Source organism: Streptomyces sp. NPDC038213, from assembly GCF_055600495.1.
On the sequence record NZ_JBVJYM010000023.1, the window covers coordinates 36,393 to 50,791 of the forward strand.

Consider the following 14,399-nt stretch of genomic DNA (forward strand, 5'->3'; position numbering starts at 1 on the left):
ACCGCGGAGCCCCGCGGCGCGCGGCACCGTCCCGCCGGCGGGACGGGCGGGCCCGCGGACGGTTCCCGTCCCCGGCCGGGCGCGAGCGTTCCTCGACCGGTCTGGGCCACGTTCAGTGAACGTGAAGGCTATTCAGCGGCGTTAGAGGCGCACTGGAATGAGGGGGAGGGACGCGATGGACACGACGGGCGCAGCAGACCCGACGGGCACGGCACACAGCGGTCCGGACGCGGACGTGGTGATCGCGGGCGCCGGGCCGACCGGCCTGATGCTCGCCTGCGAGCTGCGGCTCGCGGGCGTGGACGTGGTCGTGGTCGACCCGCTCGCGGAGCGCTCGGGCGAGTCCCGGGCCGGCGGCATGCACTCGCGCACCCTGGAGGTGCTGGACCAGCGGGGCGTGCTGGAGCGGTTCCTGGCGGCCGGCGAGCTCCAGCCGGTGGGCCACTTCTCGGGTCTGTACCTGGACTTCGACGAGTTCGAGTCCCGCCACCCGTACCCGCTGATGATCCTCCAGTCGACGATCGAGCGGCTGCTGGAGGAGTGGGCCGCGGAGCTGGGCGTACGGGTGCGGCGCTCCGCCGGGGTCTGCGGGTTCGCGCAGGACGGCGACGGGGTGACGGTGGAGCTGGAGACCGCCGCGGGCCCGGAGCGCCTGCGGGCCGGCTACCTGGTGGGCTGCGACGGCGGCCGCAGCGCGGTCCGCAAGCTCGCGGGCATCGCCTTCCCCGGCACCGAGGCCACGATGACGGCCCTGATCGGGGACGTGGAGCTGCCGGGCCTGACCGAGGACTACATCTGGATCCGGCGCTGCGCCGGCGGGGACTACTCGGCGATCGCGTTCGAGCCGGGCTGGTACCGGGTGATCACCTCCGAGTACGACCGGGTGGTCGACCGGGACGAGCCGGTCACGTTTGAACAGCTGCGGGAGTCGATGACCCGGCTCGCGGGCACCGACTTCGGGATGCACAGCCCGCGCTGGGTGTCCCGCTTCAACGACGCCGCGCGGCAGGCCGCGCAGTACCGGCAGGGCCGGGTGCTGCTGGCGGGGGACGCGGCGCACATCCACTTCCCGGCGGGCGGCCAGGGTCTGAACATGGGCGTGCAGGACGCCGTCAACCTGGGCTGGAAGCTGGCCGCGGTGGTCAGGGGCACGGCTCCCGAGACCCTGCTGGACACCTACCACGACGAGCGCCACCCGGTCGGCGAGCGGGTGCTGCACAACACCCGGGCCCAGTCGGCCCTGGCCCGGCCGGGCGCCCAGACGGACGCGCTGCGCGAGGTCTTCGGCGAGCTGATGGTCTTCGACGAGGTCAACCGGACCCTGCGCAACATGCTCACCGCGCTGGACGTCCGCTACCCGGTGCCCGGCGGCGGCCACCCGCTGGCGGGCCGCCGGGTCCCGGACGCCGACCTGAAGACGGCGGGCGGCGAGAGCCGGGTGTACGAGCTGCTGCGCACGGGCCGGCCGGTCCTGCTGGACCTGGGCGCGGGCCCCGCGGCGACCGCGGCGGCCGGGGGCTGGACGGACCGGGTGGACGTGGTCGAGGCGGTGTCGGAGGACGGGGCCTGGCCGGTCCCGGTGATCGACGAGGTCCCCGCCCCCGCCGCGGTGCTGATCCGCCCCGACGGGCACGTGGCCTGGGCGGCGCAGGAGGGGGAGCCGGTGGACACCGCGTCCCTCCGGACGGCCCTCACCACCTGGTTCGGCCCGCCCCGGCAGGGCTGAGCGGCACGCGGAGGCGGCCGCCGCACCCCCGAAGGGTGCGGCGGCCGCCTCCGTACGTCCTCTACCGGTCGCCCGCGGACTCCCGCTCGATGGTGTCCAGCACCTCGCGGCCGGCGTCCACGAGGTACATGTGGTCGCCGGGGAACTCGGCGTAGGTGAAGGCGGCCGTGGTGGCGGCCCGCCACTGGCGGCCCTCCTCGGCGGTGACCAGCCCGTCCACGTCGCCCCGCAGGGAGGTGATCGGGACGGAGACCGGCACGTCGGTGCTCGGGACGTAGTTCTCGTGCATCTCGCAGTCGGCCTGGAGCACCGGGAGGATCAGCTCGCGCATCTCCGGGTGGTCGAGGGCCTCGTGCCGGAAGCCGGCGAACTCCTCGACGCGGGCGAGGAACTCCTCGTCCTCCAGGCCGGTGGCCCGCCGCTCGCGCTGGGTCCAGGGGCCCGGGGAGCCGCTGACGACCAGCCGCTGGACGCGGATCCCGCGCTCGGTGAGCAGGTGGACCAGCTCGTAGGCGAGCACCGCGCCGAGGCTGTGCCCGAAGAGCACGACCCGGGCGCCCTCGCCGAGGTCCTCGACGATCTCGTCGACCGAGCCCTTGGCGGCCTCGAAGACGTTGCGGTACGGCTCCTCGAGGATCCGCCGCTCCCGGCCGGGCAGTTCGACGGACGCGATCCGCCAGCGGCCCGCGGCCAGGTCCCGCCACGGGTGGAAGAACGACGGCCCCGCCCCCGCGAAGGGGACGCACAGCAGCGTCGGTTCACCGTCCTGCGCGGGCACTCCGGACTCCTTCTGCGTCATTGCGACCAACCCCCATCAGTGTGTCGTTCTGCTTGTGTGCGTGCGTGCGGCGGCCGCACCGGCGTGCGGTCACGGGAGCCTCGGGGCGACGACCTCGAAGAACTCGGACACCGGCGCCGGCATGTGCATCTCGTGGTGGGTGGCCCGCATCTCGTGGACCTCCAGGTTCCCCTGGACGTAGGGGCGCCACAGGTGGGCGTACGACTTGTCCTCCAGCGTGGCGTGGAAGTACAGGACGTCGCCGCGGTAGGCCGGGGAGGTGTAGTCCATCATCCGGGCCGTGTTGTTGGCCATGACCCGGGCCATGGTGTCGAGGAAGCCCTGCCGGTTGCCCATCCGGATGTACTGGCTGAAGTCGTCCTCCAGCTCGGCCCGGTAGTCGTCCGAGTCCTTGCCGGCGTGGACCTCGGTGAACCCGTGGCCGCCGGGCTGGGCGTCCAGGATGCAGACGAGGGAGACCTCGTGGCCGAGCCGGTCGAGGGCGTCGGCGACGGCGTGGACGACGGTGCCTCCGTAGGACCAGCCGATGAGGTAGAAGGGTCCCTCGGGCTGGATCTTCAGCATCTCGGCCGTGTAGTCGTCGACCATCTCCTGCACCGAGCCGGCGAGGGCGTCCTCGCCGTCGGAGCCGCGGGACTGCAGGGCGTAGGCCGGGCGGTCCGCCAGGTGGGTGACGAAGCTGTAGTACGCCCAGCCCAGCCCGCCGCCGCCGTGGAAGAACCAGACCGGCGGCTTGCCGGTGCCGGGGTCGGTGTTCAGCGGCAGGACGACGGCGAAGGTGTCCGCGTCGTCGGAGGGGACGCCGCCGGCGAGCATCAGGGCGGCCAGTTCGGCGACCGTCGGGTACTTGATGATCGTCCGGATCGGGATGTCGATGTCGAACTCGCTGCGGATGCGCACGCTGAGCCGGGTGGCGAGCAGCGAGTGGCCGCCGAGGGCGAAGAAGCCGTCGTCGATGCCGACCTGCTCGCGGCCGAGGAGTTCGGCGTACAGGGCGCACAGCCCGCGCTCGTAGGCGTTGCGCGGCTCGCGGCCGGCGGCGGCCGGGGCGGGGTCCCCGGAGGGCAGGGCCCGCTTGTCGAGCTTGCCGTTCGAGGTGAGCGGGATCTCGTCGAGGGCGACGACCGCGGAGGGGACCATGTAGTCCGGGAGGCGCTCGCGCAGGTACGCGGTGAGCTCCTCGGCGAAGGCGGGGCCGGCGGCGCCCGGCTCGGGCACGGCGTACGCGACCAGCCGCTTGTCGTCCTCCTGGTTCTCGCGGACGAGGACCACGGCCTGGGCCACGTCCGGGTGCCCGGAGACGGCGTGCTCGATCTCGCCGAGCTCGATGCGGAAGCCGCGGACCTTCACCTGGGAGTCGGCCCGGCCCACGTATTCGAGGCGGCCGCCCTTGCTCCAGCGGACCAGGTCGCCGGAGCGGTACATGCGCTCGCCGGGCTCCCCGAAGGGGGAGGCGACGAAGCGGCCGGCGGTCAGGCCGGGGCGGCCGTGGTAGCCGCGGGCCAGGCCGTAGCCCGCCACGTACAGCTCGCCGGTGACCCCGGTGGGGGTGGGCTTGAGGCTGCTGTCGAGCACGTAGGCGCGCAGGCCCGGGACGGCGGGGCCGATGACGCTGGCCTTGAACTCCCCGGCGGAGTCCGCGTCGAGGTCGACGCGGGTGACGTGCACGGTGGTCTCGGTGATGCCGTACATGTTGACGAGCACCGGGGCGTCGGAGGCGTGGCGGGCGTACCAGTCGGCGAGCCGGTTCAGGTCGAGGGCCTCGCCGCCGAAGACCACGTACCGCAGGGCGAGTTCCTGCCCCGGGGCCTCGGCGTCGGCCTGGACGAGCTGGTAGAAGGCCGAGGGGGTCTGGTTGAGGACGGTGACCTTCTCGCGGGAGAGCAGGGTCAGGAAGTCCGCCGGGGAGCGGGAGACGTCGTACGGGACGACGACCAGGCGGCCGCCGTGCAGCAGCGGGCCCCACAGCTCCCAGACCGAGAAGTCGAAGGCGTAGGAGTGGAAGAGGGTCCACACGTCGTCCGCGCCGAAGCCGAAGTCCGCGGTGGCCGCGAACAGGCCGACCACGTTGCGGTGCGGGACGGGGACGCCCTTGGGGCGGCCGGTGGAGCCCGAGGTGTAGATGACGTAGGCCGGGTGGAGGGCCGTCAGGGGGCTGCGGCGCTCGGTGTCGGCGAGGTCGGCGCCGGAGGTGCCGGCGAGGTCGCCGAGGGAGTCGAGGTGGACCTGCGGCAGCTCGAGGGAGAGCTCGCGGCCCGCGGCGCTGCTGCTGGTGGTGACCAGCAGGACCGGCTGGGCGTCCTCGACGATGTAGGCGGTGCGGTCGGCCGGGGAGTCGGGGTCGATGGGCAGGTAGGCGCCGCCGGCCTTGAGGACCGCGAGGAGGGCGGTGACCAGGTCGGCCGAGCGCTCCAGGCAGACGCCGACGAGGGACTCGGGGCCGACGCCCCGGGCCACGAGGTGCCGGGCGAGGCGGTTGGCGCGCGAGTTCAGCTCGGCGTACGTGAGGGAGGTGCCCCCGTAGCTGACGGCGACGGAGCCGGGGTGCAGGGCGGCCTGCTGCTCGAAGAGCGCGGCGAGGGTGGCGTCGGGGATCTCGCCGCCCGCGGCGTTGACCCCGTGGAGCAGGTGCGCGCGCTCCTCCTCGGAGAGCACGTCGATGTCCCCGATGCGCAGGGACGGGTCGGCGGCCAGCTGCTCCAGGACGCGGCCGAGGCGGCCGGCGATGACCTCGGCGGAGTCCCGGTCGAAGAGCTGGGTGGCGTACTGGAGGTCGCCGCGCAGGGCTCCGGTCTCGTCCACGGTGAGGCTGAAGAACAGGTCGACCATGGCGGTGGAGGGGATGGCCTGCTCGAACTGCACGTCGAGGCCGGGGATGCCGAGGTCGGGCTTCTGGTAGCTCTGCCAGGCGAACATGACCTGGAACAGGGGCTGGTAGGAGGCGGAGCGCTCGGGGTTGATGGCCTCGACCAGCAGGTCGAAGGGGACGTCCTGGTACTCGTACGCCGTCAGGGCCTTGTCGCGGACCTGGGCGAGGAGCTCGGTGAAGGCCGGGTTCCCGGCGAGGTCGGCGCGCAGCACCTGGGTGTTGACGAAGAAGCCGATGAGGTCGGCGAGGGCCTCGTCGGTGCGGCCGGCGATGGGGCTGCCGATGGTGACGTCGTCGCCGGCGCCGAGCTTGCGGAGCAGGACGGACAGGGCGGCCTGGAGGACCATGGACATGGAGGCGCCGCGCTCGTCGGCGATCTTCTGGAGCCCGGCGGCGACCCCGGCGGGGAAGTGCAGCCCGATGGTCCCGCCGCGGGAGTCGGCGGTGGCGGGGCGGGGCCGGTCGGTGGGCAGGCTGATCGGCTGCGGTACGCCGTCGAGCTCCTTGCGCCAGTACTCGACCTGCTGGGCGGCCAGGCTCCCGGGGTCGGAGACCTCGCCGAGCACGGCGCGCTGCCACTGCGCGTACTCCTTGTACTGGACGGGCAGCGGCTCCCACAGGGGGGCGGCGCCGTCCTTGCGGGCGGCGTAGGCCTGGATGAGGTCGCGCATCATGGGGGCGCTGGAGCTGCCGTCCGAGGCGATGTGGTGGACGACCATGACGAGCACGTGCTCCTCGTCGGAGACCCGCAGGAGGTGGGCCCGCAGGGGGATCTCGCCTTCGAGGTCGAAGCCGTGGGAGACGGCCGCGTCGATGGCGCGGCGCAGGTCCGCGGGGTCCGCGTCGGCGGTGCGCACCTGCGGTGCGGCCTCCTCGACGGTGAGGATCCGGGAGTGGGGTTCGCCGTCCGCGTCGGTGGCGTAGGTGGTGCGCAGGATCTCGTGCCGGTCGACCAGGTCGCGGACCGCGGCGGCCAGGGCGTCCTGGTCGAGGGGGCCGGTCAGCCGGAACGCCGCCGAGATGTTGTAGGTGGCCGCCCCCCGCTCCAGCTGGTGCAGAAGCCACATGCGGCGTTGTGCGAATGACAGCGGAATCATTTGTTCAGTCCTTTGCGTGCATCAGTGACGGCAGGGGGGCGGGCGGCGGGTGCGGGCGGCGGCTGCCGCTTCAGCCCTTGCCGGCCATCTGGAGCAGACTGGGGCGGCGGGGCGCGGCCGACTCCTGCGACCAGGCGGCGAGTGCCGCGACCGTCGGCAGGTCGAACACCTTGCGGATGGGGATCTCGATCGACAGTTCGGCGCGGGCGCGGCTGATGAGCCGGGTGGCGAGCAGGGAGTGCCCGCCGAGCTCGAAGAAGCCGTCGTCGACGCCCACCCGCTCCACGCCGAGCACCTCGGCGAAGAGCCGGGCGAGGGTCTCCTCGCGGGCGTTGCGCGGGGCGCGGTACTCGGCGCCGGTGAACTCCGGCTCGGGGAGCGCCTTGCGGTCGAGTTTGCCGTTGGGGGCCAGCGGCAGCCGGTCGAGGACCACGAAGGCGGACGGCACCATGAACTCGGGCAGCCGCTCGGCGACGTGGGCGTGCAGTTCCCTCGGCTCCGGTCCGGCGTAGCCGGGGTCCTCGGCCGCGGCGGGTACGGCGTAGGCGACGAGCCGCTTGCCGGTGCCCTCGGCCCTGCCCTCGCGGGCGACGACGACGGCCTGGGCGATGCCGGGGTGGGAGGCGAGGGCGGCCTCGACCTCGGCGGGTTCGACGCGGAAGCCGCGGACCTTGACCTGGGAGTCGGCGCGGCCCTCGTACTGGATCCGGCCGCCTTCGCCGGTGCGGGCGAGGTCGCCGGTGCGGTAGAGCCGCTCGCCGGGCTCCCCGAAGGGGGAGGCGACGAAGCGCTCGGCGGTCAGGGCGGGGCGGCCGTGGTAGCCGCGGCCGATGGCGCCGCCGACGTACAGCTCGCCGACCGTGCCGGGGGGCACGGGGGTGAGGCCGGGGCCCAGGACGTAGGCCCGCATCCCGCCGAGGGGGGTGCCGACGGGGGCGCTGCCGTTCCAGTCGCGGGCTCCGGCGGGGACGGTGTGGGTGGTGGCGTAGAAGGATTCGCTCTGGCCGTAGGCGTTGACGATCCGTACGCCGGGGAAGGCGGCCCGGGTCTTGTCGACCAGGGCGGCGGGCAGGGCCTCGCCGGCGAAGACGACGGTCTCGACGCGGGTGCGGCCGGCGATCTCGTCGACGAGTTCGGCGAAGGCGGAGGGGACGGTGGAGATGACGCTGCCGGTCCACTCCTTGCGCTCGCCGAGGACGAGGACGTCGCGGACGACCTCGACCACGCCGCCGGCGGCGAGGGTGGTGAAGACCTCGAAGGCGGAGACGTCGAAGTTGACCGAGGTGCCGGCGAGCATCCGCTTGCCGGCGGCCATGCCGACGCGCTCGGCGAGCCGGCGGACGCCGTTGACCACGCCCGCGTGGGTGATGGCGACGCCCTTGGGCTTGCCGGTGGACCCGGAGGTGTACATCACGTACGCGAGCTGCTGGGGGTGGACCTGCGGTGCGGGCTCCCCGTCGCCGCCGTCGCCGGCAGCCAGGTCGAGGGTGTCGATCCGCAGTTCCGGGGCCCCGTGCTCCGGCAGGGCCGCGGCCGTGTCGGAGTGCGTGAGCACCAGGCGCGGGCGGGCCTCGTCCAGGATGGCGGCGAGCCGGCTGCTCGGGTACTTGGGGTCGACGGGCAGGTAGGCGCCGCCGGCCTTGAGGACCGCGAGGAGGGCGGTGACCAGGTCGGCGGAGCGCGGCAGCGAGACCGCGACCACCGATTCGGCGCCCACGCCGCGGCGGACGAGCTCGCGGGCCAGCCGGTCGGCGCGGGCTTCGAGCCCGGCGTACGTGAGCTCCTCGTCCCCGGCGGTGACGGCGGTCGCGCCGGGGGTGCGGGCGGCCTGGGCCGACAGCAGCCCGTGCACGGTGGCGGGGGCCTCGGGCAGGGCCGGTGCGGTGTGCGCGCCGAACCCGGCGAGCAGCTGCTCGCGCTCGGCGGGGGCGAGCACGTCCACCTGGGCCACCGTCAGCTGCGGGTCGGCGGCCAGGGCGCGCAGGACGCGCACCAGCCGCTCGCCGAGGGCCTCGACCGCGTCCCGCCCGAAGTGCCCCTCGGCGTACTGGAGGATGAGCTGGAGGTGGGGGTCGGCGGCGGCCATCAGGGTCAGCGGGTAGCTGGTGCCCGTGGAGGCGCGCAGGCCGGTGAAGGCGATGCCGTCGGCGGCCTCGGAGGCGGCGCTGATGCCCTCCTCGTCGACCGGGTACGACTCGAAGACGACCAGGGTGTCGAAGAGGGTGGGCAGTCCGGTGGACTGCTGGATCTCGGTGAGCCCGTGGTGGTGGTGGTCGAGCAGGGCGGCCTGCCGGGCCTGGAGCCGGGTGAGGACCTCGGCGAGGGTGTCGCCGGGCGCGTAGCCGACCCGTACGGGCAGGGTGTTGATGAACATGCCGACGATGGAGTCGATGTCCGGGACGGCGGGCGGGCGGCCGGAGACGGTGGCGCCGAACACCACGTCCTGGCGGTTGGTGAGGCGGCCGAGGAGCACCGCCCAGGCGCCCTGGACCAGGGTGTTGACGGTGATGCCGAGCTCGGTGGCGCGGCGGGCCAGGAGGCGGGCCTCCTCGGCAGGGAGGGCGATGTCGAGCTGCCCGATGCCCTCGCCGGTGACCCCGCCGGAGGAGTCGGCGCCGGGGACGAGGAGGGTGGGCTCCTCGACCCCGTCGAGCTCCTCGGCCCAGACGCGGGCGGTCTCGGCCGCGTCCTGGCGGGCGCGCCAGGCCAGGAACTCGCCGAAGTCGCGGGCCGCGGGCAGGCCGGCCGGGTCCCCGCCGGAGGCGTAGAGCAGCAGCAGGTCCTGCATGAGCAGGGGCATGGACCAGCCGTCGAGCAGGACGTGGTGGGCGGTCATCACCAGTTCGGCGCGGCCGGGTTCGAGCTGCGCGAGGGCCATCCGGATCAGGGGCGGGGCCGCCGGGTCGAAGTGGGCGGCCCGGTCCTCGGCGAGGAAGGCCTCGAAGCGCTCGGTGCGCTCCTGTTCCCCGGCGGCGGTGAGGTCGAGGTGCTGCCAGGGCAGGGTGACCGACTCGGGTACGACCTGGACGAGTTCGCCGTCGGCCCGGTGGACGAAGGCCGCGCCGAGGCCGCCGTGGCGGCGCAGGAGGGCCTGGGCGGCCCGGTGCATCCGCTCCGCGTCGACCTCGCCGGACAGGTGGAAGACCAGCTGCATGTGGTACGCGTCGAAGGTGCCGGCGGCCGACAGCATGGTGTGGAAGAGCATCCCGGACTGGAGCGGGGTGGTCGGCCAGACCTTGGCCAGCTTGCCGAAGGTGCCCTCCCAGGCGTCGATCTCCGACTGGGCCACGCGGACCAGGGGTGCGTCGCTGGGGGTGAGCCCGCCGGCGGCGGGGGACGCGGCATGCGCCGCCAGGGCGGTCAGGGCCTCGACCCACAGTCCGGCGATCTCGGTGACCTCCTCGCGGGAGAGCACCCCCGTGGGGAAGCCGAAGTAGGCGGTGAGCTGCTCGCCCTCTGCCGTGTGGGCGGCGACCGCGTTGATCTCCAGCGCGGACAGGGCGGGCATGTCCGCGTCGGCGGCGGCGATCAGGTCGGCGTGGGTGGTGTCGGGGGTCCAGCCGAGGCCGCGCAGCTCCTCGGGGATGTCCGCGGCGGAGGCCCGGCCGAGGTAGTTGAAGCCGATCCGGGGCTGGCGCAGGCCCGCCAGGGCGGCCGCGGTCTGCGGGTTGAGGTGGCGCAGCAGTCCGTAGCCCATGCCGTTGTCGGGTACGGCGCGCAGCTGCTCCTTGACGGCCTTGACGGCGCGTCCGGCGGCCGGGCCGCCGGCGAAGGCCTCGGCGAGGTCGACGCCCGCGAGGTCGAGCCGGACGGGGTACATGGCGGTGAACCAGCCGACGGTGGCGGACAGGTCGGCGCCGGGCACGAGGTGGTCCTCGCGGCCGTGGCCCTCCAGCCGGACCAGCGCGGAGGGGGCCGCGGTGCCGCGGCCGGCGTGCCACTTGGCCAGGGCCAGGGCGAGTCCGGCGAGCAGTCCGTCGTCGACGCCGCCGCGGAAGACCGCGGGCAGGGTGTCGAGGAGGGCGGCGGTGACCGGGGCGGGGACCTGGACGCGCACGGTGTCGACGGTGGCCGTGACATCGGTGGCGGGGTCGGGTTCGCGGGAGCCGAGTACGGGCTCCTGCCCGCCGAGCAGCTCCTGCCAGAAGGGGAGTTCGGCCACCCGGGCGGGGGCGGCGGCCTCCTCGGCGAGGGCGTGCATCCAGCGGCGCACCGAGGTGCCCGCGGGGGCCGGCTCGGGGGCGAGGCCTGCGCGGACCCGCTTCCAGGCGGCGGCGAGGTCGGGGACGATGATCCGCCAGGAGACCCCGTCCACGACGAGGTGGTGGAGCACGACGAGCAGGCGGTCCGCCTCCGTGTCGGAGGTGAGGTGCACGAACTGCGCCATGACCCCGGCGTCGGGGTCGAGCCGGTCCGCGGCGGCGTCGAGCGCGGCCTGTACGTCGGCACCGGCGCCGGTGTAGGGCACCTCGTGGACGAGGGCGGCGGCGGCCGTGCTGCCGGCGGGCTGCACGACCAGGGCGCCGGCGCCGCCGTCCGCCCCGCGGTCGAGGCGGGAGCGCAGGACGTCGTGCCGGTCCAGCAGGGCCTGGAGGACGGCGGCCAGCCCGGCGCGGTCGATGTCCTCGGGGAGGGTGAGCAGGGCCGACATGCAGAACCGGCCGATGCCGCCGCCGAGTCCGAGCACGTGGGCGCCGGTCGGGGGCAGCGGGGAGGGGCCCACGGCCCCGCCGGGCAGCTCGGCCAGGACGGCCCGCTCCTCCTCCTCGCGGCCCTCGACGAGCTCGGCGAGCCGGGCGACGGTGCGCTGCTCGAAGATCTCGCGGGTGCTGACGAGGACGCCGCGGGTCTTGGCGCGGGCGACGACCTGGATGGAGCGGATGCTGTCGCCGCCGCTGGTGAAGAAGTCGTCGTCGATGCCGACGCCGTCGGCGCCGAGGACGTCGGCGTACACCTCGGCGAGGATCCGCTCGGCCCCGGTGCGCGGGGCGCGGTACGCGGTGCCGGCGAACTCGGGCTCGGGCAGGGCGGCCCGGTCCAGCTTGCCGTTGGCGTTCAGCGGCAGCCGGTCGAGGACGACGAACACGGCGGGGACCATGTAGTCCGGCAGGCCCTTGGCGGCGAACCGGCGCAGCTCCGCCTCGGAGACGGGGGTGTGCGGGTCGGCGGGGGCGACGTAGCCGACCAGCCGGGGGGTGCCCTTGTGGTCGGGGCGGACGGTGACGGCGGCCCGGCCGACGGCGGGGTGGCGGCCGAGGACGGTCTCGACCTCGGTGGGCTCCACGCGGATGCCGTTGACCTTGACCTGGCCGTCGGCGCGGCCCGCGTACCTCAGCTCGCCGTCCGCGCCCCAGTGGGCGAGGTCGCCGGTGCGGTACATGCGGGCGCCTTCGGGTCCGAAGGGGCAGGGGACGAAGCGCTCGGCGGTGACGGGCCCGTTGCGGTGGTAGCCGCGGGCGACCAGGCCGCCGACGTACAGCTCCCCGACGACCCCGGGGGCGACGGGGGTGAGCTCGGGCCCGAGGACGTACGCGCGCATGTTCGCGAGCGGGCGGCCCACGGGTACGGCGCCCGCGGCGTGCCCGTCCCCGTCCCCGTACCCGGGGACGGTGTGGGTGGTGGCGTAGAAGCTCTCGGTCTGGCCGTAGGCGTTGACGACCCGGGTGCCGGGCAGGGCCGTCTGGACCCTGGCGACGAGGTCGGCGGAGAGGGCCTCGCCGGCGAAGACCACGGTGTCCACGTCCAGGCCGGTGCCCTCCGCGCCGCCGCCCACCTGGTCGAGGAGGGCGGAGAACACCGAGGGGACGGCGCTGACGGTCGTGCCCGACCAGCCGCCGCGCTCGGCGAGTTCGAGGACGTCGCGGACGATCTCGACGGTGGCGCCCGTGGTGAGGGCCGTGAAGATCTCGAAGACGGAGACGTCGAAGTTCACGGAGGTCGCGGCGAGCATCCGGGAGCCGGGCTCCACCTGCACGGTGCGGCGCAGGTCGCGGACCCCGTTGACGACCCCGGCGTGGGTGATGGCCACGCCCTTGGGGGTGCCGGTGGAGCCGGAGGTGAACATGACGTAGGCGAGGTTGTCCGGGGCGGTGCGGAAGCCGTCGGGCCCGGCCGCGGAGTCCGGGCCGGCCGGCTGCGCCGCGTCCGGGTCCCGTTCCAGGTCGTCGAGCCGGAGCACCGGCGCCGGGGAGCCGGCCACGGTGTCCGCGGCTGCCGCGTCGGTGAGCACGAGCGCCGGGCCGGCCGTCTCCAGGAGGAGTCCGACCCGTGCGGACGGGTAGGCGGGGTCGACGGGCAGGTAGGCGCCGCCGGCCTTGAGGACGCCGAGCAGGGCGACCGCCAGGTCGGCGGAGCGCGGCAGGGCCACGGCGACGAGGACGTCGGGTCCGACGCCGCGGGCGCGCAGGGCCCGGGCGAGCCGGCCGGCCCGCTCCTCCAGCTCGCGGTAGGTCAGCGACGTGCCGCCGCAGACCACGGCCGTGGCGTGCGGGGTCTGGGAGGCGCGGGCGGAGACGAGCTCGTGGACGGTGGCCACCGGTACGGGGGCGTCGGTGCCGTTGGCCTTGGCGAGCCAGGCGTGCTCGTCGCCGGTGAGCACGTCCACGGCGCCGAGCCGGGCCGAGGGGTCGGCGGTGACCTGGCGCAGGACGCGCACGTACCGCTCGACCAGGGCTTCGGCCGTGGCGTGGTCGAAGAGCTCGGTGGCGTACTCCAGGCGGCCGATGGCGCCGCCGCCCGGGGCCGGGACGATGTTGAAGAACAGGTCGAACTTGGCGGTGCCGGTGCCCGTCGGGACGGGGGTCAGCTTCAGCCCGGGGATCTCGATCTGCGACCACTCGAACTGCCAGGCCAGCATGACCTGGAAGAGCGGCTGGTAGGCGGTGGTGCGGTCGGGGCTGAGCAGTTCCACGAGGCGCTCGAAGGGCACGTCCTGGTTGTCGTACGCGGCCAGGGCCCGGTCGCGCACCTGGTCGAGGAGCTCGCCGAACGAGGGGTTGCCCGACAGGTCGGCGCGCAGCACCCAGGTGTTGGCGAAGAAGCCGATCAGGTCGTCGAGCTGCTCGTCGGCGCGGCCCTCGATGGGGCTGCCGATGGTGAGGTCGTTGCCGGCGCCCAGGTGGTGCAGCAGGGCCGCGAGCACGGCCTGGGCGACCATCGGCGCGGTGGCGCCGTGCGCGCCGGCCAGCTTCTGGACCGCGGCCAGCAGGCCGTCCTCCAGGGCGAAGTCGACGTGGCCGCCGTCGTGGCCGGCGGCGGTGGGCCGCTGCCGGTCCAGCGGGAGCTGGACCGGCTGCGGCACGTCGGCGAGTTCCCGGCGCCAGTAGTCGAGCTGCGCCGCGGCGACGCTCTCGGGGTCCTCCTCGTCGCCGAGGACCTCGCGCTGCCAGAGCGTGTAGTCCTTGTACTGGATCGGCAGCGGCTCCCAGCCGGGGGCGGCGCCCCGGCTGCGGGCCGCGTACGCCGCGAGGAGGTCCCGCATGAACGGCGCCATGGACGCCCCGTCCGCGGCGATGTGGTGGAACACGAACGCGAGCACGTGGTCCTGCTCGGAGATCCGCAGGACCGTGGTGCGCAGCGGGAGTTCGGTGTCGAGCTCGAAGCCTTCGCACGAGGCCTCGCGCACCGCGGCCTCCACCGCGTCCGGGGCCGTGTCGGCGATCCGGAACGGTACGACGGCCTCCTGCGGGGGCAGGATCCGCTGCTCGGGGGTGCCGTCCGCGTTCTCGGACACGAGGGTGCGCAGGCTCTCGTGCCGGGTGACGACATCCTGGACGGCCGCGGCCAGGGCCGCCGTGTCGAGCGGCCCCTCCAGTCGCAGCACGAACGGGATGTTGTAGGTCGCAGACGGGCCTTCGAGACGGTGGAGGAACCACAGCCGGCGCTGTGCGAAGGACAACGGGATCATCG

At 74.5% G+C, this 14,399-nt stretch carries 4 protein-coding genes; 1 reads left to right on the forward strand and 3 read right to left on the reverse strand.

All coding sequences use genetic code 11. From position 1 onward, the window contains the following. The first annotated feature begins 175 nt into the window (after positions 1–175). The gene (locus ACZ7JZ_RS26165; protein ID WP_470943352.1) at positions 176–1,726 is read left to right on the forward strand and encodes an FAD-dependent monooxygenase; all 1,551 of its coding nucleotides are present in this window, start codon (positions 176–178) and stop codon (positions 1,724–1,726) included. Positions 1,727–1,787: 61 nt separating this feature from the next. Here ACZ7JZ_RS26165 and ACZ7JZ_RS26170 read toward each other — a convergent pair whose 3' ends face one another. The 3 genes from ACZ7JZ_RS26170 to ACZ7JZ_RS26180 all read right to left on the reverse strand — a co-directional run bounded on the left by ACZ7JZ_RS26170 (position 1,788) and on the right by ACZ7JZ_RS26180 (position 14,397). Continuing rightward, complete coding sequence (locus tag ACZ7JZ_RS26170) at positions 1,788–2,525, reverse strand: thioesterase II family protein (RefSeq protein WP_470943354.1); 738 nt, start codon at positions 2,523–2,525, stop codon at positions 1,788–1,790. 69 nt (positions 2,526–2,594) lie between these two features. Then, a complete protein-coding gene (locus tag ACZ7JZ_RS26175) occupies positions 2,595–6,491 on the reverse strand; it encodes a non-ribosomal peptide synthetase (RefSeq protein WP_470943356.1) in 3,897 nt (1,298 codons plus the stop codon). 70 nt (positions 6,492–6,561) lie between these two features. Further along, positions 6,562–14,397 (reverse strand): amino acid adenylation domain-containing protein, encoded by a 7,836-nt coding sequence (locus ACZ7JZ_RS26180; protein ID WP_470943357.1) that lies wholly within the window; start codon positions 14,395–14,397, stop codon positions 6,562–6,564. Between the last annotated feature and the right edge of the window lie 2 nt (positions 14,398–14,399).